The following is a 22,575-nucleotide window of genomic DNA, read 5'->3' on the forward strand; positions in this document are numbered from 1 at the left end:
GAACGCGAGACCATTGTGGAGCGCGCCTCGTTTCAACCAGGTTTCCGGTGCAGCGCTCGATATTTCAGTTGATTGCGCTGTTCAGCCGCCTGCATCCCACGTCGCGAGGTACTCGCGCCAGTGAGCGCCATCACTGGCCGCCAAGGTATCGCGCACCAGTTGCACTTCGGCCTGGTAAGCGGCGTGATCGAGTTCGCCACGCAGGAACCGGAAGCGGCAGTACACCAGCCAGGTGTTGACGACGTCGGTTTCACAATAGGCCCGGACTTCATCGGCTTTGCCCTGCTGCCAGGCGGGCCAGACCTGCCCGCCGTCCATGCCGAGCTTGCCGGGAAATCCGCAAAGTTTGGCCAGTTCGTCGAGCGGCGCATTGGCTCGGCCGTTGTACTTGGCCAGCAGGTCCATCAGGTCGGTATGGCGAGTGTGGTAGCGGCTGATGTAGTTGTTGTACTTGAACTCGCGATCATCCTCGCCGGTGTCCCAATATCGCGGCGCGGGCACGCCGTGTATCAGGCTGCGGTAATGCAATACCGGCAGGTCGAAGCCCGACCCGTTCCAGCTGACCAGTCGGGGCGTGTAGCGCTCGATGGTCTTGAAGAACAGATTGATCAAGGTGGCTTCGGAATCGTCGGGCTGCCCGAGCGTCTTGACGCGAAAGCCCTGATCGTCGCGAAAAACGCAACCGATGACGGCAATGCGTTGCAGATGCAGGGGCAGGAAGTCGTGCCCCACCGCGTCGCGTCGCGCCTGGAACGCGCGCTCGGCGACCTCGGCATCGGGCACGTCGGTGCCCCACCCGTTGAGCTTGCGCAGCCCGTCGGTGTCGGGCAGCGTTTCAAGATCGAAGACCAGCGTCGGCGTCATCGCGGCGGCAGATACTGCAGCGGATCCACCGGCGTGCCCTGGCGACGAATTTCAAAGTGCAGCCGGGGCGAGGTGGTGTCGGTCTGGCCGATTTCTGCGATCTTCGCCCCCCGCTTGACGGTCTGCCCGGTCTTGACCAGCAGCGTCTGGTTGTGCGCGTACGCGGTGATGAATCCGTTCTGGTGATTGATGATGATCAGGTTGCCCAGGCCGCGCACCCCGTTGCCGCTGTACATGACCTTGCCGTCGGCGGCCGCCGATACCGGGTCGCCGAGGGCCCCGCCGATGTCGATGCCCTTGGTGCTGCTGTTGAAAGTCTGCAGGATCGGCCCGCTGGACGGCCAGCCCCAGCTGATGAGGCTGGCATCCGAGGCGCGCGGCGGCGTCGGCACCGGAGCCGGAGTTTCAGGCGGAGGGGTGACGGCCGGCGGCGTTTCTGCCGGCGGGTCGAGCGGGATGGGCTTGTTATCGGCGGGCGGCACCGAAGGCGGGTTGACGGGTGGCGGGTTCGACACCGCACTGCCCGACAACTTCAGCACCTGGCCCACCGCCAATTGATTGGGGTCGCTGATGTTGTTCCACCGCTTGAGCTGCTCGATATCGACGTTATTCGACCGGGCAATCTGGAACAGCGTATCGCCAGGCTTGACCACGTAGGTACCACCGGGCTGTGCAGGGCCTGGCGCGGGTTGTTTCGATAAGTCGACGACCGGGGCGCGGTTCTGATTGAACGAGCACCCGGCCAGCAGTGCCAGGCTGAGCATGCCAGCAAGCCGGACGGCTCGCGGCAGACGCGCGGCAGACGCCGCGGAAAATGAAATGGCGGTCAGTGGCAACTGCCCGTTGAGCATGTGTTTCTCCTGGTTGCTCAAGATTGTATTCCTGCCCTCAGAGGGACAAACCGCACCGCTTCGAGTTCAGTGCGTTTCCAGCTGGCCGCGCCCGTACGCTCGATCAGGACGAGCCGCTGGCTGGAGCCGCCTTCAGGAGCGATCAGACGCCCGCCCGGCGCCAGTTGCGTCAGCAACGCGGGCGGAATGGTCAGCCCGGCCGCAGCCACAACAATAGCATCGAACGGAGCCACGCCGGGCAGGCCCAGCATGCCATCTCCATAGACCAGGCGCACTCGGGTGGCCAGGCGCAATGCGCGCAGATGCGTGCGGGCCAGCTCGAACAAACCGCGTATGCGCTCGATGGCGTGCACTTCGCGTACGAACTGGGCAAGCACCGCGGCCTGGTAACCGCATCCGGCGCCCACTTCCAGGACCCGGGTCGGAGTGCGGTCCTCGCAGGCGGCGGCGATCATGCGGGCCACGACCCAGGGTTGAGAGATAGTCTGCGAATGCCCGATGGGCAGGGCCGCATCTTCGTAGGCCCGGCTGGCCAGAGCCTCGTCGACGAACAGGTGCCGCGGCACGGCGGCCATTGCGTTCAGCACGCGTTCGTCGGCGATGCCTTGCGCGCGCAGGCGTTGCACCATGGCCTGGCGCAGACGATCGGAATTGAGGCCGAGGTTGCCCGCGGCGCCCGCGGGTCCGCCGGCCGGCGCGGGACGGGCGAGCGTGGGCGGAGAAATCCGGGTATTGCTGTTGGCCGCAGTGATGCCCGGCGCCAGGGCCGTCGATCCGTACTGATTCGTACGCGGGCGCGGCGATTGGCCGCCGGGGCTTACTGGCTTGCGCATAGGGGCTCCGCCCAGTTCCGGACTTCATCCAGCTGGCTGTGCTGCGTCAGGTCCAGTCGCAACGGGGTAATGGATACCGCCCCCTGGGCCACCGCATGGAAATCGGTGCCCGGAGTCGCGTCGGCGGCCAGCCCGACCGGCCCGATCCAGTAGACCGTTTCACCGTAGGGCGTGGTGGTACGCACCACGGGCTCGGAGGGATGGCGCTTGCCCAGGCGCGTCACCTGGAAGCCATCGAGCGCCTCGAACGGCAGGCTGGGAATGTTGACATTGAGCAGTACCGGTGCCGCCAGGCGGCTGGCGATCTGGCGCTCGACCACCTGGCGGGCCACGCGGGCCGCGGACTCGATATGTGCCCACCCCTTCTCGGCCAGCGAGAACGCGATGGCGGGAATACCGAACAGGTAGCCTTCGGCCGCGGCCGCCACCGTACCCGAATACAGCGTGTCGTCGCCCATGTTGGCGCCATTGTTGATCCCTGACACGACCAGGTCGGGCCGGGTATCCATCAGGCCGGTGAGAGCCACGTGCACGCAGTCGGAAGGCGTGCCGTTCACGCAAATGAAGCCATTGGAGGCCGTGCGTACCGTGAGGGGCCGGTTGAGGGTCAGGGAGTTGGACGCGCCGCTGTGGTTGGTTTCAGGAGCGACGACGGTCAATTCGCCCAGACCCTGCAGGGCCTGAACCAGCGCCTCGAGACCGGGCGCGGTGTAGCCGTCGTCGTTGGAAACCAGAATCCGCATTGTGCATCCAGAAGAAAGCGCGCTTGATGAATCGCGACCGATTGTACCGCCCCGAGGGTCATTAAAGTGGGTCGACCACTACGCGCTGCGCCAGGTACGTCATGGATAACCCCCAGACATCGCTGCAGCCCGCGCGGTAGAATCCGCAGCCACAAGTTCTAACAATGGACCCGAGTCATGGTGCAGACAGCCCCTTCGTTCTTCTTCAGTGCAGCGCTGATTGCGCTGGCCTACCTGATTGGATCGATTCCGTTCGCGGTGGTGGTCAGCAAACTGATGGGCCTGAAAGACCCGCGCAGCTACGGATCGAAGAACCCGGGCGCCACGAATGTGCTTCGTACAGGCAACAAGGCCGCCGCCGCCCTGACCTTGCTGGGCGACGCCGCCAAGGGCTGGTTTGCGCTGTGGCTGGCCCAGGCGCTGGCGCCGGGCCTCACCTGGAATACCTATGCCCTGGTGGCGTTGGCGGCATTTCTGGGCCACCTGTACCCCGTGTTCCTGGGTTTCCGGGGCGGCAAGGGCGTGGCCACCGCGCTGGGCATTCTGTTGGCCATCCACCCCGGGCTGGCGCTGGCCACCGCCGCCACCTGGATCATCGTCGCCGTATTCACCCGGTACTCGTCGCTGGCTGCATTGATCGCAGCCTTCTTCGCCCCGGTGTATTACCTGTTCGGGTCGGGCGTGGCCTGGTACGCGCAGGCGCCCGTCAGCGTCGCGCTCGCCATCATCACCGCGCTGCTGTTCTACCGCCATCGTGCCAATATTGCGCGGCTGCTGGCGGGCACGGAAAGCCGCATCGGGGGCAAGAAAAAGGCGTAGCCCCCTACAGGGCGGCGTCGGCGCTGATGTCGGCGAGGTCCCAGCGGGGTCGAACGGTGAACGCATGGTGACCGGGCTGCAAGGTGACCAGGCCTGCCTTCACACGCTCTGCCGCCGCGTAGGCGATCATGGCGCCGTTGTCGGTACACAGCGCAAGCGGCGGAAAATACGCGCGTGCGCCCAGCGGTTTGAGCGTTCTGGCCAGCAAATCGCGCAGCGCGAGATTGGCCCCGACGCCTCCTGCCACCACCAGGCGTTTCAGGCCGGTCTGCTTGAGAGCCCGCCCCGCCTTCGCCACCAGCACTTCGATAATCGCGGCCTGTGTGGCGGCGGCCAGGTCGGCGCGCGCGGCTTCGTCGAAGGCATCCGCACGCTCGCAATCCTTGACTCGGGTCAGCACCGCGGTCTTGAGGCCGCTGAAGCTGAAGTCGAGGTCGCCGCTGTGCAGCATCGGACGCGGCAAGGTGAACCGGCTTGCATCACCGCTGGCCGCCAGACGCGCCAGGGCCGGCCCGCCGGGGTAACCCAGGCCCATCAGTTTGGCCGATTTATCGAACGCCTCGCCGGCCGCGTCGTCGAGCGTTTCACCAAGAAGCGTATAGCGCCCTACCCCGTCCACGCGCATCAACTGTGTGTGCCCGCCCGAAACCAGCAGCGCCACAAACGGGAAATCGGGACGCGGATCATCGAGCAGCGGCGACAGCAGATGCCCTTCGAGGTGGTGGATGGGAATGGCCGGCAGCCCCCGGGCCCAGGCAAAAGCCTGCGCGACGCTGGCGCCCACGAGCAAGGCGCCCGCCAGGCCCGGCCCAGCGGTGTAGGCCACGGCCCCCACATCATCAAGGCCGAGGCCCGCATCGGCCAACACCTGTCGCGCCAGGGGCACCGCGCGCCGGATATGGTCGCGCGACGCGAGTTCGGGCACCACGCCCCCGTATTCCTGGTGCATGGCGATCTGGGTATGCAGGGCGTGCGCGAGCAGGCCGCGTTCGGTGCAGACGGCGGCCACGCCGGTTTCATCGCACGAACTTTCGAAGCCAAGGATGATCATGGGCGGAAGTTTACATCTGGTGCGAAAATGGCGGCTTTATAACACCGAGCATTCCATCTACCGGGGAACTGAAAAATGCTGGAGAAGCTATTCCAACTGCGCGAACACGGTACCAATCCGCGTACCGAAATCGTTGCCGGCCTGACGACCTTCCTGACGATGTCCTACATCATCTTCGTCAATCCGGACATCCTGTCGTCCACCGGCATGGATCGCAACGCCGTGTTCGTGGCCACCTGCCTGGCCGCTGCGCTCGGGTCCCTCATCATGGCCCTGGTGGCCAACTGGCCCATCGGCATGGCGCCCGGCATGGGCTTGAATGCCTTTTTCGCGTTCACCGTGGTCGCGACCATGGGATATTCCTGGCAACAGGCGTTGGGCGCAGTGTTCATTTCCGGCGTCATCTTCCTGCTGCTTACCGTTACCGGAGTGCGGAGCTGGCTGATCCAGGGCATTCCCCATTCGCTGCGCAGCGCAATTGCCGCGGGCATCGGGCTGTTCCTGGCCATCATTGCCCTGTCCAACGCCGGCATTGTGGTGGCGCATCCGGCCACGAAGGTCACGCTGGGCGACCTGCGCGGCCATGCGCCCCTGTTCGCCATACTGGGTTTCTTCATCATTGCCGCCCTGGACGCTCTGCGGGTGCGCGGCGCCATTCTCATCGGCATCCTGGCCGTGACGCTGCTATCGATGGCTCTGGGCTACAACGAATTCCACGGCGTGTTTTCAGCGCCGCCCAGCCTGGCGCCGACTTTCCTGCAACTGGACATCATGGGTGCGCTGCACACGGGCTTTGTGCACGTGATCCTGGTGTTCGTGCTGGTCGAGGTCTTCGACGCCACCGGAACGCTGATGGGCGTAGCCAAGCGCGCCGGGCTGGTGCCCGAAGGCCGGCTCAACCGCCTGGGCCGCGCGCTGTTCGCCGACAGCACGGCCATCGTGGCCGGCTCGGCACTGGGCACCAGCAGCACCACGGCCTTTGTCGAAAGTGCTTCGGGTGTGCAAGCCGGCGGCCGTACCGGTATGACCGCCCTGGTGGTGGCGCTTCTGTTCCTGGCCGCCCTGTTCATCTCGCCGCTGGCCGGGTCGGTTCCCGCCTATGCCACCGCGCCCGCGCTGCTTTATGTGGCCGGCCTGATGATGCGGGAACTCATCGACATCGACTGGAATGAAGTTTCCGAGGCCACGCCGGCCGCGCTCACGGCGTTGATCATGCCGTTCACCTACTCCATCGCCAACGGCCTGGCATTCGGCTTCATCAGCTACGTAGTGCTCAAGACCTGCACCGGCCGCATGCGCGAAGTGCATCCCGCCACCTGGCTGGTGGCCGTACTGTTCGTCATACGGTACGCGTTCTTTCCTGAGTGATGCCCGCCGCGGGCAGCCGTGCACCGGCTGCCCGCGACGCGTTCGCCTGCCTCGCGCGGCACGCCGGGCGCCTCGCCCGTGCCGACCCCGCCTCGATCGGCGGCATGCGGTTTGCGTGCCCATTGACGCAGCCTATCGACCCGATCGAGTGTGCGGTTGATCGCGCCCGGAGCCCGATTCACCGATACACTGTCTGTGTTCGCATAGGCGCCCTGCTTCGGGCGCTTTATTGTCATGAATTCCCCGGAGGCTCCCCATGACCGATCTGGCCCGCGTACCGTTTTCCGTGCTCGACCTTGCGCCCATCGTGCAGGGCTGTACGGCTGCGGACGCGTTTCGCAATACGGTTGACCTGGCCCGCCATGTCGAAGGCTGGGGATACCAGCGGTTCTGGCTGGCGGAGCACCACAACATCACGGGCATCGCCAGCAGCGCCACCGCCGTCCTGATCGGACAGGTTGCCGCGCACACCAAGACGATGCGGGTCGGATCGGGCGGCATCATGCTGCCCAACCACGCTCCGCTGATCATCGCGGAACAGTTCGGCACGCTGGAAAGCCTGTTCCCCGGACGCATCGACCTGGGCCTCGGACGGGCGCCCGGCAGCGACGGCGCGACCCAGCAGGCGTTGCGGCGCAGTCCGCGCAGCGGACTGGAATTTCCCGCGCTGCTCGATGAACTGCGCGCCCTGTTGGCGCCCGAACGGCCGGGCCAGGCGGTGCGCGCCATTCCGGGTGCCGGCCTCGATATCCCGATCTGGCTGCTGGGATCCAGTGATTTCAGCGCCAGGCTGGCCGCCGAGCTGGGCTTGCCGTTCTCCTTTGCCGGACATTTTTCGCCCGAAGGCATGGCCGCCATGCGGCTTTACCGCCACCTGTTCAAGCCCTCGTCGACGCTCGAACGCCCCTACGCAATGATCGGCGTGCCGGTCATTGCGGCGGACACCGACGCCCAGGCGCAACATCTGGCCACCACTCAGCAGCAGAAGTTCCTGTCGCTGATCCGTGGCAACCGCCTGCAGTTGCAGCCGCCGGTCGAGAGCATGGACGGCCTGTGGAACGAATGGGAACGCCAGGCCGTGCACCAGAAGCTGGGGGCCTCGATCGTGGGAGGCCCGGATACCGTCAGACGGGGCCTGCAGGCGCTGGTCGCCCAGACCGAAGCCGATGAAGTGATGATTGTCTCCGACTTCTATCGCCATACCGACCGCCTTCGTTCATACGAGATTCTGGCCTCGCTCAAACAGGGTTCAGGAACCTCCAACCAGGCCGCCGCATAGGCCTGTCCGACCCGCCGGCAGCGGCGGGACACCGTGCGATCGGCGGGCAAAGGCCCGAACGACCGCCCAATCGGCCGATCCGGCCATCAACGCCGCCCACCCGGCGGCAAGGACGCCAGCATGAGCAGCATTGTTGAACTCACCAAAGACTCCTTCCAGGAAGCCATCCAGCCCGACAACACCCTGATCGTCGACTTCTGGGCGCCGTGGTGCGGCCCCTGCCGAGGGTTTGCACCGGTGTTCGAGCAAGCCGCAGAGAAAAACCCGGATGTCACGTTCGCGAAGGTGAATACCGACGTCGAGCAGGAACTCGCGGGCGCCCTCGGCATCCGTTCTATTCCCACGCTGATGGTGTTTCGCGAGCAGGTATTGATGTTCTCTCAGCCCGGCGCGCTGTCGGCCGGCCAGCTCGACGAACTGCTCGAGAAGATCAAGGCGGTCGACATGGAAAAAGTCCACCAGGAAATCGCCGCCGCGCAGGGCAACAGCGAAGAATAGGCGGGCAGAACGGCGGCTGTGATCCGGGGCTGTGATCCGGGGCTGTGATCCGGGGCTGTGATCCGGGACTGTGATCCGGGACTGTGATGAGAGGCTGCCGTCGCGACGCTGCGCGCAGGCGCGGCGTCAAGCCGCGCCGTGGCGTGCCGTTTCGTGCCGGCAGCTAGTCTTGCGCCTGCCAGGCTGAACGGCCGCGCGTGATGTCGGCCACCTGGGCGGCGAGCCCCGCTAGCGCATTGCGCGGCACGGCCAGGGTCAGCGCAACGCCCTCGCCGTCGAACGACTCGGCTGCTATCTGCGCCCCAGCCTGGGCGAAACGCGCCTTGAGCAGGGGCAGTTCGGCGTAACTGCAACGGCAGGCCACGGTGGCCGTGTCGATAATGGGAACCTTGGGCGCCAGCCGCAGGCACTGCGCCGCGCAGCCTCCGTAGGCGCGCACGAGTCGCCCGCGCCGAGCTTCACGCCGCCGAACCAGCGTACGACGAGCACGGCTACGCGATCGAGCCCCTGCCCTTCGATGGCCTGCAGTATGGGACGCCCGGCGGTTCCGCCCGGCTCGCCATCATCATTGAACCGATAGGCCTGCCCGATGCGATATGCCCAGCAATTGTGGGTGGCGGCCGGATCGCTGCGCGCGGCGAAGAACGCCATGGCCTCGTCTACGCTGGCCACGGGCGCCGCATAAACCTGGAACCGGCTTTTCTTGATGTCTTCGTGATACGCGCAGGCCGCGTCCAATGTTTGGCTCATACGTGGCTATTGTAGGACTTGCCGCGCAAGCGATGGCCATGAGGCATGTACTTGCTGCGGGGCGCGCTTCGCCTCGCGGCGGCCCATCTCGTGGCGGTGCCGGGACGGCCCGGAGATCAACCGTGGCAGTCGGGTACTTCCTGGTCGAGGTAGACGTCGAACGCCACGTCACGCGCCCATTTGCCGGCCATGGCCTGCCAAACTCCCTGGTCCTGCCATTGCCGCATGACGGCGGCCAGCCAGCGCGACGAAGCGTCGTCTCCGGCGCGCACCAGCCACACCAGTTCCGCGGCGTTGACGCCTGAGACGGGCAAGGTCGCCGAGAACTTTTTCCACTCGGGAAATTGCATCAGGGGGCTCCATACGGTGTCGTCGACCAGACCAATGTCGCAGGTGCCCTCGCGCACGGCGACCAAGGCATCGGAAGGCACACGGAACGTGCGCACCGTGGCGCCCCAACGAGCCGCCAGCGCTTGCGCCTGGAAGGCGGCGGTCGACATGCACACACTATGGCCGCGCAATTGATGCCACTGGCGCAGATCGGTATCGCTGCGAATCACGGCCTTGGGGCGCGTGGTGTAACGGGCGGGCACGGCGATGACGCGGTCACGGTCGAGGCCGGGCACGGATTGGCCGGCAATACGGTCGGCCAGCAGCACGTCCACCGTGCCGTCGGCCAGCGCCTCGGCGCGGCGCCCCGGCTCGATCTGCACGACCCTGACGGGCAGGCCCATCTGCTCGCCCAGTCGTGCCGCCACGACCGTATCCAGGCGTTCGGGTGTGCGCACCTTGGCGCCGGCCACCGCCGGCGGCGCCAGGAACGGCACACCGATCACCAGCTCGCCGCGATCCCGCGCCTGCTTGAACGGCAGGCCGGACGAGCCGGCGGCCAAAGCAATCTGCGAGACCGACAGGCCGCCCGCGACAAATGCGGCCAGTGCCGGCCGCAGACAACGAAACAGGAAATTCAACCCAGGAATCATGGCTCGCGGCGGGCTCTGCGCCCGCCTCCCCGTTAGACGTACTGATAGCGCAGCAGGCGGTGCTTGAGGTTCTCGAGCACGAACTGGTCGATCAATGCCGCAAGAATCGCGATTACCAGGATGTTCATCATGACGCCGGTCATATCGGCAATCTCGCCCGAATACGCCAGCGATCTGCCCAGGCCCTTGCCGAAACCGATCAGCATCTCCGCCGAAATGAGCGCGCGCCACGCGTTGCCGAAAGCCAGCTGGGCGCCGGTGATGAGTTCGGGCATGACGGCCGGCAGATATACCCGCTTGATCAGGCCCCAGCGTGTCGCGCCCATGACGCGGGCCGCCGACACGTGCACCCGCTGTACGGATTCGGTGGCGTTCATGACGCTGAGCGCGGCCGGGAAGAACGCGGCGAGCGCGACAACCACGATGATCGGCGTGCTGCCGAAGCCCATCACGATCAAGAACAGCGGCACCCAGGCAATCGATGGAATCGACTGCAGAATCACGATGGCGCTGCGCAGCACTTCGCGGAAAAAATACAGCACGGCGGCCACCAGGCCAAAGCCGATGCCGGCCAGCAGGGCCAGGCCATAACCCGCGCCCAGCCTGCCGAGCGTGCCCGCGAGGCTCTGGTGAAAGGCTGGTTCGCCCAGGTCATGCACCAGGCGCATCACCACGGTGGGCACGCCAGGCATAAGGAAATCAGGCAGCACCCAGGCGGCCGATTGCCACAGCAACAGAATGAAGGCCACGCCCAGCACCCCCGCGAGGTGCTTGCGCAGGCCGGTGACACGGGTTGATGAGCTCAAAGCTGACGCGCCTCTTGCCAGGACAGATCGACAATGGTCGAGACATCGTACGGCTTGCCGTCACGCGTCTTCAGCGAGCCCTGCGCCTGAAGGATGTCGGCGATTTCCTGCATGCGCGCCGTATCCTTGTCGGTGAGCTTGGCCGTGAACTCCTGGGTCTTGATGGCCTCGGTGATCACGATTTCGCGTGCAAGCTCGCCGCGCTTGAGCGTCTTCAACGTGGGTTCGGCGATGAAGTACGAAGCAATCAGGCCGGCTGCGCGCTCGGGATCCTGCTGCAGCAGGTCGATGGCCGCCTTCTGCGCATCAAGCGCCTTCCAGACGTCGTCCTTGCGCTTGGCGAGCACTTCGCCTGAAGTGATCACCACCATGCACGGAAAGGGCCAGGCCTGGCCGACCTCGTAGATCTGCTTGACGGGCGCCACCAGTTGCGCGATGCGGTCATAGGGTTCGAAGAGGAACGCCGCGTCCACGCGCCGGCCCACCAGCGACTGCACGGCCACGGCCGGGCTCACGCCCATGATATTCACGTCCGAAGGCTGCAGGCCGCCCTGCTTCAGCACCACGCCCTTGAGCACGACGTCGGCGGTGCTGCCTTCGCTTTGCGAAGCAAGCGTCTTGCCCTTCAGGCCGGCGATGTCGTCAATGCCGGTGCCTTCGCGCACCAGCAGCGAGTGATAGCCTTGCTGGGCGCCGCCCACGACCTTCAGGTCGGCACCCTTGGACGCCCAGGCCACGGCGTTGGTGAAGCCCAGCACGCCTATGTCGAGCTGCCCGCCGATAATGGCCTTGATGAGGTCGGTGCCCGACTTGAACTCGACCAGTTCGCTGTCCAGCCCCGCATTCTTGTAGAAATCGCCCTCCTGGGCCACGATGGCTTGCGCGTCATCCATGACGCGAAGGTAGCCGACGCGGAATTTTTCGGCGGCCATGGCGGGCGCAGCCGCAGCCAGGGCGGTGGCCAGCGTCAGGGCCAGCCAGTGCTTGAGTTTCATTATCTTGCTCTCCGGTACGTCAACGATCAGGAATCAGGATCAACGGGACGGTGCCGACGGCCAACGGCACCATCAGGCCGTTCAGGCGGCCAGCGCGACGTCGCCGTCGGCGACCTGGATGCCCAGCAGTCTCAGGATTTCGCGCTTTTCGCCGGCCAGGTCGGCCAGGTCGTGCGTCTTGCGGCGGTGTTGCAGGTTGAACTCCCGCAGCACCTTGGCCGGGCGCGCACTGAACACCACGACCCGGTCCGCCAGGAACAGCGCTTCGTCGACATCGTGCGTGACCAGCAGCACCGAGGGCTTTTCCTGCTGGATCAACTGGCGCAGCACATCCTGCAGGCTCAGTCGCGTAAGAGCGTCAAGCGCGCCGAAAGGCTCGTCCATCAGCATGGTCTGCGGTTGCGCGATGAAGGCACGGGCCAGCGCGGCCCGCTGGCGCATGCCCCCCGACACCTGTTGTGGATAGTAGTGTTCGAAGCCCGTCAGGCCCACGCGCGCCAGCCAGGCCACCGCCTTCTCGCGGGCCTCGGCCTTGGCCACGTTCTGGAATTCGAGAGCCAGCGACACGTTGTCGCGCAGTGTCAGCCAGGGGTAGAGCGCATGCTCCTGGAATACCAGGGTGCGGCTGGGATGCGGGCCCGTGATGGGCTTGCCGTCGGCAAGCACCCTGCCCTGGCTGGGGGATTCGAGGCCGGCCGCCATGTGCAGCAAGGTGGACTTGCCGCAACCCGACGGACCCACCAGCGCGACCAGTTCGCCGGTCTTGAATTCACTGGAGAACCCGTCCACGACTTGCAATGCGCCGAAGTTCTTGTGGACGTGGTCGAAAGTCAGATTCATGAAGACGGGCTCGCGCGCTGGCGTGGAAACGGAAGCCCTAATCTAACAATCCGTTATATGAATCCAAACAATAATTTTATAATTCTTTAACAACTTTTGGTTATAAGTGAGAGGTGGGCAGACGCCTGGACTGCTCCACCCGGCTGTCAGCCTTCGATACCGCGCGACGAGAGATAGTCTTCATAGCCCCCGCGATAATCGACGATCTCTCCCGAAGGCAGGATCTCGATGACGCGAGTGGCCAGGCCCGACACGAATTCACGATCGTGCGACACGAAAATCAGCGTGCCCTGGTATTTCTCGAGCGCAAATTGCAGCGACTCGATGGATTCCATGTCGAGGTGGTTGGTGGGCTCGTCAAGCAACATGACGTTGTGCCTGCCCAACATCAGGCGGCCGAAGGTCATGCGGTTTTTCTCGCCGCCCGACAGTACCCGCGGCGCCTTGGGCAGGTCGTCGGCCGAAAACAGCAGGCGCCCCAGCACCGAGCGGATGGACTGGTCGTCATCGCCAGGCTGGCGGTGTTCACCCATCCAGTCGAAGAGGTTGATGTCGCCCTGCTGGAACTGGTCGGAGACGTCTTGCGCCATGTAGCCCAGATCGGCGTTGTCTGACCACTTGATGGAGCCGGAATCGGGCGCGAGATCACCCGCCAGCATGCGCAACAGGGTTGACTTGCCCACGCCGTTGGCCCCGATGATGGCGATTTTCTCGCCAGCGTCGATCATCGCGGAAAAGTCGCGTATGACGGGCGCGTCGTACGACTTGGACAGGCGCTCGATGGTGGCCGCCAGACGGTGCATGACCTTGTTCTGCTCGAAGCGGATGTAAGGGTTCTGCCGCGACGACGGCTTGACCTCGACCTGCTCGGACTTGATGCGGTCGATCTGCTTCAGTCGCGAAGTCGCCTGGCGCGATTTGGACTTGTTGGCCGAGAAGCGCCGCACGAAATCCTGCAGTTCGGCCACGCGCTCCTTCGCCTTGGCGTTGTTGGCCACCAGCCGCTCGCGCGCCTGCGTGGAGGCCAGCATGTAGTCGTCGTAATTGCCCGGATAGATGCGGATATCGCCATAATCGACGTCAGCCATGTGCGTGCACACCTGGTTCAGGAAGTGACGATCGTGGCTGATGATGATCATCGTGCTCTGGTAGCCATTGAGCACCGTCTCGAGCCAACGGATGGTGTTGATGTCGAGGTTGTTGGTGGGCTCGTCGAGCAGCAGCACGTCGGGATTCGAGAACAAGGCCTGGGCCAGCAATACGCGCAACTTCCAGCCGGGCGCGATCTCGCGCATGGGCAGCTGGTGCTGGTCGACGGCGAATTCGAGCCCCAGCAGCAGTTCGCCGGCACGGGCTTCGGCGGTGTAGCCGTCGTATTCGGCGAACTTCGCCTCGAGCTCGGCCGCACGCATGTAGTCGTCTTCGGTGGCCTCGGGGTTGGCGTAGATGGCGTCGCGTTCGGTCATGGCCGACCACATTTCGGTGTGGCCCATCATCACGACGTCGAGCACGCGCAGGTCCTCGTAGGCGAACTGGTCCTGGCGCAGCTTGCCCAGCCGCACTCCGGGTTCGAGCGAGACGTTGCCGGCGGACGCCTCGAGGTCGCCGCCGATGATTTTCATGAACGTCGACTTGCCCGAGCCGTTGGCCCCGATCAGCCCATATCGGTTGCCTTCCCCGAACTTGACGCTGACGTTTTCGAACAGGGGCTTGGGACCGAACTGGATAGTGAGATTGGCGGTAGAAATCACGGATGTGGAATGAAGACAGGCGTCAGACGGACGCGTTGGGTAAACCGGGTAGTGTAGCAGCCGGGCATGCCCCCGCGGAAATCCGGCCGCGCCGCGAGCCGCGAGCCCCGAGCTGCGCGACGGCGAACCGCGGCGACACAAAGTCACCGTCCACAGTATGCGCCTGGGCCATGCAGCGTGCCCTGCTCTTTTTCCTGCCGTACGGGTTATCACCGAGCGCCAGATAATTGTCAGATCACGTGCAGCACGGTTTAATCGCCTTGCGACCCATCCGCATCAGTCCGCTCGCTTCCGGGTCGCCCGCACCATGCATTGCGCTTTGTTCTTGCACCAACAAGTTGTTCACAACAAGCTGGTTCACGCAGTCCAATCAGGAGACAACAAGCCATGCAACACCCCACTACTTCCCGTCGCCGTTTCATTGCCGGCGCGACATCGATCGCCGGCACGGCGGCCCTGGGTTTTCCGGCGGTGAGCCGGGCCCAGAACGCGCCTGTGTCACTGCGATTCCAGAGCACCTGGCCTTCCAACGATATTTTTCACGAGTTCGCGCAGGACTACGCCCGCAAGGTCAACGACATGGCCGAGGGCCAGTTGAAGATCGAAGTGTTGCCCGCGGGAGCCGTCGTGAAGGCCTTTGACCTGCTCGACGCGGTGTCGGCCGGCACCCTGGACGGCGGCCACGGTGTGGTGGCGTACTGGTACGGCAAGAATACGGCCGTGGCCCTGTGGGGCTCGGGCCCGTCATTCGGCATGGACGCCAACATGCTGCTGGCATGGCACGAATATGGCGGCGGCAAAGAACTGCTGACCGAGATCCAGCAAGCCATGGGCGTCAACGTGGTGTCGATGATGTATGGCCCCATGCCGACCCAGCCTTTCGGCTGGTTCAAGCGGCCCGTCACCAAGGCAGAAGACGTCAAGGGGCTGAAGTTCCGCACGGTGGGGCTGGCCATCGACATGTATTCGGCCATGGGCGCGGCGGTGAACGCCCTGCCCGGCGGCGAAATCGTACCCGCGCTCGACCGCGGCCTGCTGGACGGCGCCGAATTCAATAACGCGTCATCGGACCTGGCGCTGGGTTTCCAGGACGTGTCGAAGATCTGCATGCTGCAGAGCTTTCACCAGAGCGCCGAGCAGTTCGAGATCCTGTTCAACAAGAAAAAATACGAATCGTTGCCCAAGCACCTCAAGCATGTGCTGGCCTACGCCGCGCAGGCCGCCAGCGCGGATATGTCGTGGAAGGCCGCTGATCGCTACTCGGCCGACTACATCAAGCTGCAGCAGGATCACAACGTCAAGTTCTACAAGACGCCGGACGCCATTTTGCAGCAGCAGCTCAAGATCTGGGACGAGATGATCGAAAAGCGCTCGGCCGAGAACCCCCTGTTCAAGAAGGTGCTGGATTCGCAACGCGCCTTCGCGCAACGCGCGGGCCGCTGGCAAAACGACGTGTCCGTCAACTTCCGGATGGCGTTCAACCACTACTTCGCCCGCAAGCCGTCGGCCTGAGTTACGGCCGGCTGATGGTCTGCCGCGACCCCGCACCCGCCTGGTTCCGTGGCCGGATTCGCACCCCGGCCCGGCGGGCGGGTGCGCCGTTCTGGCGCCCCTATCCTGATGTGGACTGCACCCGATGCTCAAGCTGATACGTTTGGTGGACCGTCTGTCCACCTTCGTGGGCCAGGCCTTTGCCTGGCTTATCGTAGTACTCACCGTGCACATATGCTGGGAAGTGATGGCCCGGTATCTGTTCAACACTCCCAGCGCGTGGGCGTTCGACCTGCAGCTCATGTACTACGGAGTGCTGTTCATGATGGCCGGCGCCTATACCTTGGCCAAGAACGGGCATGTGCGCGGCGACATTCTGTATGGCTTTCTGCCGCCGCGGGTACAGGCCGCGCTGGACATTGTGCTGTACATCGCCTTCTTCATACCCGGCGTCGTGGCCCTGGTATGGGCCGGTTGGTATTACGCCGGCGAATCCATCGCCATCCGCGAGCATTCATCGCTGATGGCCAATGGCCCACCCATCTACCCCTTCAAGGCATTCATTCCCCTTGCAGGCGCCGTGCTGCTGCTGCAGGGCCTGGCCGAAATCGCCCGCTGCGCCTTGTGCCTGCGCCACGGCGCATGGCCCTCCCGGGAAGAAGACGTTGAGGAAGTCGACGTCGACAAGCTGAAAGAGATGGTGCACGTCAAGGACGAGGACATCGTCGAGCTCGACCGCTATGTCGTCGATGGGGAGAAGGCCAAATGAAAATCCACAAAGCATTGTGGTTCGGCCTGTCCTGCATAGGCATTGTGCTGGGCCTGATCGGCTTGCTGACCCCCTGGAGCGACATTACCACCGGGCACATCGGGCTGCTGATGCTGGCGCTCATCGTCGTGGCGATCATGCTGGGCTTCCCGACTGCGTTCACGCTGATGGGGATGGGGGTGATATTCACCTTTCTGGCCTACTTCCTGCAGAATGCCGACGCCCAGCAGTCGATGAGGCAGACCCTGGACCTCATGGTGCAACGCACCTACGCCACCATGACCAACGACGCGCTGATCTCGGTGCCGCTGTTCGTCTTCATGGGCTACCTGGTCGAACGGGCCAACCTCATCGAGAAGCTGTTTCGTTCCATGCACCTGGCGCTGGCGCGACTGCCCGGCGCACTGGCGGTGGCGACGCTGGCCACCTGTGCGATCTTCGCCACGGCCACCGGCATTGTCGGCGCCGTGGTGACTTTGATGGGCCTGCTGGCCATGCCTGCGATGCTGAAAGCCGGCTACAGCGTTCGCTTGACCGCAGGCTCGATCACGGCCGGCGGCTGCCTGGGCATCCTGCTGCCGCCATCGGTCATGCTCATCGTGTACGGCGCCACCACGGGCGTCTCGGTCGTGCAGTTGTACGCCGGCGCCTTCTTCCCCGGCCTGATGCTGGCAGGCCTTTATGTCGGCTACGTCATGCTGGTGGCCAAATTGCGGCCTGACATGGCGCCGCCCTTGAGCAAAGAGGAACGCCAGCTCGCGCTGCCCGCCGGCGCCAGCACGATTGCCGGGCAGGGTTACACCCATGCCATGACGGGCATGCTCGCCACCTTGTTCAAAGGCCGACGCAACAGCGGCGTGAGCATGCGCTTCCTGTCGCGCAATATGGCCGTGGCGCTGGTACCGCTGCTGATCTTCGTGGCCTTGACCGGCACGGTGCACTACGCCGTGACAAAGCCACCCGTGGTGTACGAAATTCCCGACGAACTGCGCCTGGGCAGCGGCGGCGAGTACGACAGCGGACTGGCAGAACCCCCGTCAGACGATGGGGGGCTGGCGGAGCCTCCTGCAGAGGATGGCGGGCTGGCGGAACCTCCTGCAGCGGCCGGTATCGCCGAGCCGCCTGGCGCCGCGGCAGCCGCGCCGGAACCCGCCAGCGGCGCCGACACCGGCGCGCAGCGGCTGCCGACCCCGGCCGGTTATTGGATTTTCTTTGGCATATGCCTGGCGCTGCTGATCCTGTTCTATTCCTTGCTGACCTGGGCCCGCCTGGAAATATTCAAGATGCTGATGGGGTCGTTCTTCCCATTGACCGTCATGATCGCGGCAGTACTGGGGTCGATCACGTTCGGGCTGGCCACGCCCAGCGAGGCCGCGGCCATGGGCGCAATGGGTGGGGCGCTGCTGGCGCTTGCATATCGGCGCCTGAATTTGCCGATGCTGAAAGAATCGGTTTTCCTGACAGCCAAGACAACCGCGATGGTGTGCTGGCTGTTCGTGGGGTCGTCGATATTTTCCGCGGCCTTCGCGCTGCTGGGCGGCCAGCGCATCATCGAAGATTGGGTGCTGTCGCTGGGCCTGACGCCCATCCAGTTCCTGCTGCTTGCCCAGGTGATAATTTTCTTGCTGGGCTGGCCCCTGGAATGGACCGAGATCATCGTGATCTTCATGCCCATCTTCGTGCCGCTGCTGGTCACGTTCAATATTGATCCGCTGTTTTTCGGATTGCTGGTGGCGCTGAATCTGCAGACGGCTTTCCTGTCTCCGCCGGTGGCCATGTCGGCTTTCTACTTGAAAGGCATCTCGCCACCGCACGTCACCCTGAACCAGATCTTCCTGGGCATGATGCCGTTCATGGGCATCCAGGTACTGGCCATTTTCCTGCTGTACATGTTCCCCGGCATCGGCCTGTGGTTGCCCACGGTGCTGTACCGCTGAAATCCAACGTCATAAAGGAATGCCGCAGATGCTGGAAAACGTTGAAGTTGCGTACGGCCCCCAGACCGCTGTGGTCTGGCTGGCCAGGCCTGATGTGCGCAACGCGCTGGATGCACGCACGATAGCCGAACTCACCGAGGTCTACGCCTCGCTGGGTGAAGACCCCGGGATCCGGGCCATCGTGCTGGCCGGGCACGGCAAGGCGTTCTGCGCCGGGGCCGACCTGAACGCCATGCGGCGCAGCGCGCAGGCCAGCGTAGCCGACAACCGATCCGACGCAATGGGGCTGGCGACCTTATTGCACACCATCTACACCTGCCCCAAGCCCACCATCGCCCGCGTGCACGGCGCATGCATCGCGGGTGGCATGGGCCTGGCCACGGCGTGCGATATTGCGGTGGCGGCCCGCGAGGCGCGATTTGCACTGACGGAAACCCGCCTGGGCCTGATCCCGTCGATGATCTCGCCCTACGTGATACGCGCAATCGGCCCGCGCGCCGCCAGCCGCTGGTTCCTGACCGCCGAAGTCTTCGAAGCCGCCGAGGCCTGGCGCCTGGGCCTCGTGCACGAACTCTGCGAGGCCGATGAACTGGATGCCCGGATCAACACCTTGCTGGGTGCTTTCATGCTGGCCTCGCCGCACGCGGTGGCAGCATCCAAGCGCCTGATCCACGACGTGTCGGGCCGCCCCATCGATGGCCAGCTGATGGAAGACACTGCGGCGCGGCTGGCCGCCCAGCGCGCCACCGACGAGGGCCGCGAAGGCATCGCGGCCTTCCTGGAAAAGCGCGCGCCAGGCTGGGTGCCGGCGGAAATGCAGGACGGCGACGCTTAGCGCGGCCGCTCGTGGCGGCGCGGCGATGGCAGGCTAGTGCTGGTGTTCGTCGATGACCAGGTGCGCCATGCCCGGCTCGGTTGCAAGCCCCACCTTCTTGCCGATGGGCACGGTGGCCTTGGTGTCGATGTGCCCGTAAGGCAGGCCCGTGACGACCGGGACGTTGACGGTACGACGCAACCACTTGAGCACTTCAGGCATGTCGTAGCCGGCATCGTGCGGAGCCAGGCGGTAGTTGCTGAAATGACCCAGCACGAGGGCCTTTTGCCGTTGCAGAACACCGGCCTGCCACAATTGCGCGAGCATGCGCTCGATTCGGTAGGGATGCTCGCCCACGTCTTCCAGGAACAGGATGCCGCCCCGCACTTTGGGAAAATAAGGCGTGCCCATCAAAGCCACCAGCGTGGCCAGGTTGCCGCCCCACAATATGCCGCGGCAATCGACAGGGTCGGCGTCGGGTGTCTCGAAGCTGAGTATTTCGAGTTCGCCGCGCATGAGTTCGCCGAACAGCGCGGCGGTGAGCTCATCGACCTTGCGTCCGCCGAAATCGGCGACGGCCGTGGCGCCGGTGTAGCTGACGGCGCCGGTCTGCGCCAGCAGGGCCAGGTTGAACGCCGTGAAGTCGCTCATGCCGACGAAACGCTTGCCACTATCGGCCATGGCGCGCCAGTCGATGGCAGGCAGCAGCCGGCTCAGGCCGTAGCCGCCACGCGTGGCCATCACGATGGGGTGCTTCTGCCGGATGGCACGGGTCAGCCCGGCCAGACGTTGCTTTTCGGTGCCGGCGAATCGCTGTTGCACCGCCAGCGCGGCACGATCGACGGTGGTCTTGAAACCCTGCTGTGCAAGCCGGCCGCACGCGCGTTCCAGCGCGCCCGGATCGGCCACCGCCGACGAAGGCGAAACCAGGTAGATGCCGCCGGCTGGTGGCAGAGAGTCATGGTCGCATTGCGCGGTGCAGGTGTGGTCGTGGTGCGGATGTTGCGGGGAGCTCATGTCGAGGAATCCTTGGCGCGGCGAGCACGGAAAAACCGCCGCAGCAGGTCGCCGCAGGGTTCGGCCAGCACGTTGCCGATAATGGTTGTGTGATGATTGAGCTGCGGCAGCGCGCCCACGTCGAGTACGCTGCCGCAAGCGCCCGTCTTGGGATCGCTGGCGCCGTATACCACCCGCGCCAGCCTGGCATGTAGCATCGCGCCCATGCACATGACACATGGCTCGAGCGTCACATAAAGGCTCAGCCCGGGCAGGCGATAGTTGTCCAGATGGCGCGCCGCGGCGCGCAGCGCCACGATTTCGGCGTGTGCGGTGGGATCGCTGTCGGTAATGGTGCGGTTGAAACCCGCGCCGAGCACGGTGCCCTGCGCATCGACGACGACTGCGCCCACCGGTACTTCGCCGGCCTGCGAGGCCAGCTCGGCCTGCTGCAGGGCCAGCACCATCAGGTCGTGATCTCGGGTTTGCGGCGCGGCGTTGGCGGCCGTGGCGGTCGTACCGGCCTCAGCCACGATACACCCGCGACTTCAGGGCGATACGGCCGGCAAGGCTCACGACCGCCTCTTCCAGCCATTGATACAGCTCGGCGTGTTCGTCATAGCGCGCCTGATTGAGGTTGGACACACGGCCCTCTTCGATGAAGCCCCAGGCGCGGCTGCGCTTGTCGCGATGCTTGGGATCCCAGACGCCGAAGGCGAAGCCCCCCGCGCGACGTATCAGCGAAAAGCAAGGGATGTCGGTGTAGCCGTCGCCCACGAACACCATCTGGTCGAACGGGACGCGCAGACGGTCTTCGGGCACCTTGCGGTTGACCTCGAACGGCTTGTTGCGGAACTCGCGCCCGATGATCCCCTTCTGGATATGAAAAAGATAGCGCGTCTTGTCGGTGAAGCTGACCAGGCGCCGTGGAAACTCGATGCCGCCGTCACTGCCGTAGACGAACTCTGATGCCCAGATTTCTGTGAATTCATGGGCGATCGGGGTGGCGCGCACTACGTCGCCGATACCGCTGGAGATCAGGTAGAACTCGAGCTGCACCTGCGGGTGCTCGGCGCGAACCGCAGCACGCAGGCGCTGGAACAAGGTGAGCACGCCGTCGTGAAGAGGAAGCGCCCTGCCCCATTCGGTCAACCGCTCGCGCGTGATGCGGCCATGTACGCCACTGCGCGACAGTTCAATCATCTGGTAGAGATACGCCGGCACCGGATCCCAGTCCTGGTCCGCCAGCAGCGGACCGACCTTGTCTTTCCAGAAGGCGGCGGTATCCACCCCCAGGCTATCGAGGAATCCGGACGTGCTGTCGGGGGCCAGCGTATCGTCGAAATCAAAAATCAGTGCGATGACGTCGGACATGGGTGCGGCGCAGAGTCGGCAATAGCCGACATTTTGCCTGATTGCGGCCAGGGGCGCGCCCGAGGCCGCAATCTGCCCGAGCGCTATCGCACAGGCACGGGCGTGACGGGCGCCGGTGGAGGCGCCACCGTCCCGGGGGCCGCGCCGGGCGGCACCGGCGCCGGCATCGTGGTCACGCCGGGCGTCGGTACGCCGGGCGTCGTCACGCCGGGGGTCGGGGTGGTCGGCATCGGGGTGCCCGCGGGCGGCGTGACCGGGGTAGCCATGCCGGGCGCCGCGCCCGACGGCTGCGCCGGAACCGGGATCACGGTTTCCCGCAATACGCCGCCGCTTTCCACGCTGCCCCGCACACTGCTGGGAGCTGCCATCTGGCGCAAGCAATCGGCTTGCTGGGCCTGGGGCAACTGCTGGCACCGCGCCGTTGCATTGGCGCCGAAGTTGGCCGACTGGTTATTGTCCAGGCGATTGCGGGCCGCTTCCTGCCGCGCCGCGCCCGCTTCACGCAGGCAGGTGGCACGATCCTGGTGGGTCTGACCCGTATTGCACCGCTGCACATCGAGCTCATACTGGGACTGGACGGAACCGGACGCCGCCGCGCCGGCTGCCAGGGCTGCCGGAACGCCGGTCAGGCCCGCTGCGCCCAGGGCCAGGGCGCAATACAGTTTCTGCATACGTCGCATGTTCATCTTCCGCTCCTTTTTGCTGCGCCGCGCCAGGCGCGGCGGTGCATTTAAGGTACGGGAAAGCCCGTGCCCAAGCGGAA

At 65.0% G+C, this 22,575-nt stretch carries 22 protein-coding genes and 1 pseudogene; 8 read left to right on the top strand and 15 right to left on the bottom strand.

Annotated features, from left to right (window positions below; genetic code table 11):
* Positions 1 to 81: 81 nt before the first annotated feature.
* Genes ACV17W_RS03555 through surE form a run of 4 tightly spaced genes read right to left on the bottom strand, consistent with a single transcriptional unit; the run spans position 82 to position 3,291 of the window.
* A complete protein-coding gene (locus ACV17W_RS03555; protein WP_462595082.1) occupies positions 82 to 864 on the bottom strand; it encodes a 3'-5' exonuclease in 783 nt (260 codons plus the stop codon).
* The gene (locus tag ACV17W_RS03560) at positions 861 to 1,715 is read right to left on the bottom strand and encodes a peptidoglycan DD-metalloendopeptidase family protein (RefSeq protein ID WP_462596449.1); all 855 of its coding nucleotides are present in this window, start codon (positions 1,713 to 1,715) and stop codon (positions 861 to 863) included. Before ACV17W_RS03560 ends, ACV17W_RS03555 begins: the two co-directional genes overlap by 4 nt.
* 17 nt (positions 1,716 to 1,732) lie before the next feature.
* Positions 1,733 to 2,548 (bottom strand): protein-L-isoaspartate(D-aspartate) O-methyltransferase, encoded by an 816-nt coding sequence (locus tag ACV17W_RS03565; protein WP_462595083.1) that lies wholly within the window; start codon positions 2,546 to 2,548, stop codon positions 1,733 to 1,735.
* On the bottom strand, positions 2,533 to 3,291 hold the full coding sequence (surE, locus tag ACV17W_RS03570; protein WP_462595084.1) for a 5'/3'-nucleotidase SurE: 759 nt from the start codon (positions 3,289 to 3,291) through the stop codon (positions 2,533 to 2,535). The genes ACV17W_RS03565 and surE overlap by 16 nt, the downstream gene beginning before the upstream one ends.
* Positions 3,292 to 3,468: 177 nt before the next feature.
* On the opposite strand from surE, the gene plsY reads away from it, so the two are divergent.
* A complete protein-coding gene (gene plsY, locus ACV17W_RS03575) occupies positions 3,469 to 4,110 on the top strand; it encodes a glycerol-3-phosphate 1-O-acyltransferase PlsY (protein WP_462595085.1) in 642 nt (213 codons plus the stop codon).
* A 4-nt stretch (positions 4,111 to 4,114) separates the two neighbouring features.
* Here plsY and tsaD read toward each other — a convergent pair whose 3' ends face one another.
* Positions 4,115 to 5,161: a tRNA (adenosine(37)-N6)-threonylcarbamoyltransferase complex transferase subunit TsaD gene (tsaD, locus tag ACV17W_RS03580; protein ID WP_462595086.1), complete on the bottom strand. Its 1,047-nt coding sequence runs from the start codon at positions 5,159 to 5,161 to the stop codon at positions 4,115 to 4,117.
* Positions 5,162 to 5,236: 75 nt separating this feature from the next.
* On the opposite strand from tsaD, the gene ACV17W_RS03585 reads away from it, so the two are divergent.
* The 3 genes from ACV17W_RS03585 (at position 5,237) to trxA (ending at position 8,306) form a co-directional block, all read left to right on the top strand.
* Positions 5,237 to 6,529, top strand: coding sequence for an NCS2 family permease (locus ACV17W_RS03585; protein ID WP_462595087.1), 1,293 nt, complete (start codon positions 5,237 to 5,239; stop codon positions 6,527 to 6,529).
* Positions 6,530 to 6,785: 256 nt separating this feature from the next.
* Complete coding sequence (locus ACV17W_RS03590; RefSeq protein ID WP_462595088.1) at positions 6,786 to 7,808, top strand: LLM class flavin-dependent oxidoreductase; 1,023 nt, start codon at positions 6,786 to 6,788, stop codon at positions 7,806 to 7,808.
* A gap of 120 nt (positions 7,809 to 7,928) precedes the next feature.
* The gene (gene trxA / locus ACV17W_RS03595) at positions 7,929 to 8,306 is read left to right on the top strand and encodes a thioredoxin (protein ID WP_462595089.1); all 378 of its coding nucleotides are present in this window, start codon (positions 7,929 to 7,931) and stop codon (positions 8,304 to 8,306) included.
* A 163-nt stretch (positions 8,307 to 8,469) separates the two neighbouring features.
* Here trxA and ACV17W_RS03600 read toward each other — a convergent pair.
* From ACV17W_RS03600 to ACV17W_RS03625, 6 genes and pseudogenes are all read right to left on the bottom strand, one after another.
* Positions 8,470 to 9,056: pseudogene (locus ACV17W_RS03600) on the bottom strand (IMPACT family protein).
* A gap of 116 nt (positions 9,057 to 9,172) precedes the next feature.
* The gene (locus tag ACV17W_RS03605; RefSeq protein ID WP_462595090.1) at positions 9,173 to 10,039 is read right to left on the bottom strand and encodes a type 2 periplasmic-binding domain-containing protein; all 867 of its coding nucleotides are present in this window, start codon (positions 10,037 to 10,039) and stop codon (positions 9,173 to 9,175) included.
* Positions 10,040 to 10,071: 32 nt separating this feature from the next.
* Positions 10,072 to 10,845: an ABC transporter permease gene (locus ACV17W_RS03610; RefSeq protein ID WP_462595091.1), complete on the bottom strand. Its 774-nt coding sequence runs from the start codon at positions 10,843 to 10,845 to the stop codon at positions 10,072 to 10,074.
* Positions 10,842 to 11,840: an ABC transporter substrate-binding protein gene (locus tag ACV17W_RS03615; RefSeq protein WP_462595092.1), complete on the bottom strand. Its 999-nt coding sequence runs from the start codon at positions 11,838 to 11,840 to the stop codon at positions 10,842 to 10,844. Before ACV17W_RS03615 ends, ACV17W_RS03610 begins: the two co-directional genes overlap by 4 nt.
* A gap of 81 nt (positions 11,841 to 11,921) precedes the next feature.
* Complete coding sequence (locus ACV17W_RS03620; RefSeq protein ID WP_462595093.1) at positions 11,922 to 12,680, bottom strand: ABC transporter ATP-binding protein; 759 nt, start codon at positions 12,678 to 12,680, stop codon at positions 11,922 to 11,924.
* 146 nt (positions 12,681 to 12,826) lie between these two features.
* Positions 12,827 to 14,431, bottom strand: coding sequence for an ABC-F family ATPase (locus tag ACV17W_RS03625; protein ID WP_462595094.1), 1,605 nt, complete (start codon positions 14,429 to 14,431; stop codon positions 12,827 to 12,829).
* Positions 14,432 to 14,818: 387 nt separating this feature from the next.
* Here ACV17W_RS03625 and ACV17W_RS03630 point away from each other — a divergent pair, with 387 nt between their 5' ends.
* The 4 genes from ACV17W_RS03630 to ACV17W_RS03645 all read left to right on the top strand — a co-directional run bounded on the left by ACV17W_RS03630 (position 14,819) and on the right by ACV17W_RS03645 (position 19,463).
* A complete protein-coding gene (locus ACV17W_RS03630) occupies positions 14,819 to 15,943 on the top strand; it encodes a TRAP transporter substrate-binding protein (RefSeq protein WP_462595095.1) in 1,125 nt (374 codons plus the stop codon).
* A gap of 124 nt (positions 15,944 to 16,067) precedes the next feature.
* Entirely contained in the window at positions 16,068 to 16,691 is a 624-nt protein-coding gene (locus ACV17W_RS03635; RefSeq protein ID WP_462595096.1) for a TRAP transporter small permease subunit, read from the top strand.
* Entirely contained in the window at positions 16,688 to 18,628 is a 1,941-nt protein-coding gene (locus ACV17W_RS03640) for a TRAP transporter large permease (protein ID WP_462595097.1), read from the top strand. The genes ACV17W_RS03635 and ACV17W_RS03640 overlap by 4 nt, the downstream gene beginning before the upstream one ends.
* A 28-nt stretch (positions 18,629 to 18,656) precedes the next feature.
* Positions 18,657 to 19,463 carry an enoyl-CoA hydratase/isomerase family protein gene (locus ACV17W_RS03645; protein WP_462595098.1) on the top strand — a complete coding sequence of 269 codons (807 nt, stop codon included), beginning with the start codon at positions 18,657 to 18,659 and terminating at the stop codon, positions 19,461 to 19,463.
* 33 nt (positions 19,464 to 19,496) lie between these two features.
* Here the strand turns inward: ACV17W_RS03645 and ACV17W_RS03650 are convergent, their stop codons facing one another.
* From ACV17W_RS03650 to ACV17W_RS03665, 4 genes are all read right to left on the bottom strand, one after another.
* A complete protein-coding gene (locus ACV17W_RS03650; protein ID WP_462595099.1) occupies positions 19,497 to 20,459 on the bottom strand; it encodes an LD-carboxypeptidase in 963 nt (320 codons plus the stop codon).
* Complete coding sequence (tadA, locus tag ACV17W_RS03655) at positions 20,456 to 20,908, bottom strand: tRNA adenosine(34) deaminase TadA (protein WP_462596450.1); 453 nt, start codon at positions 20,906 to 20,908, stop codon at positions 20,456 to 20,458. Before tadA ends, ACV17W_RS03650 begins: the two co-directional genes overlap by 4 nt.
* 55 nt (positions 20,909 to 20,963) lie before the next feature.
* Positions 20,964 to 21,812, bottom strand: a complete 849-nt coding sequence (locus ACV17W_RS03660; protein ID WP_462595100.1) for an HAD family hydrolase — start codon at positions 21,810 to 21,812, stop codon at positions 20,964 to 20,966.
* A gap of 83 nt (positions 21,813 to 21,895) precedes the next feature.
* Complete coding sequence (locus tag ACV17W_RS03665; RefSeq protein WP_462595101.1) at positions 21,896 to 22,498, bottom strand: hypothetical protein; 603 nt, start codon at positions 22,496 to 22,498, stop codon at positions 21,896 to 21,898.
* Positions 22,499 to 22,575: the final 77 nt, after the last annotated feature.

The organism is Bordetella sp. MIP270_01_BMS (assembly GCF_054958705.1).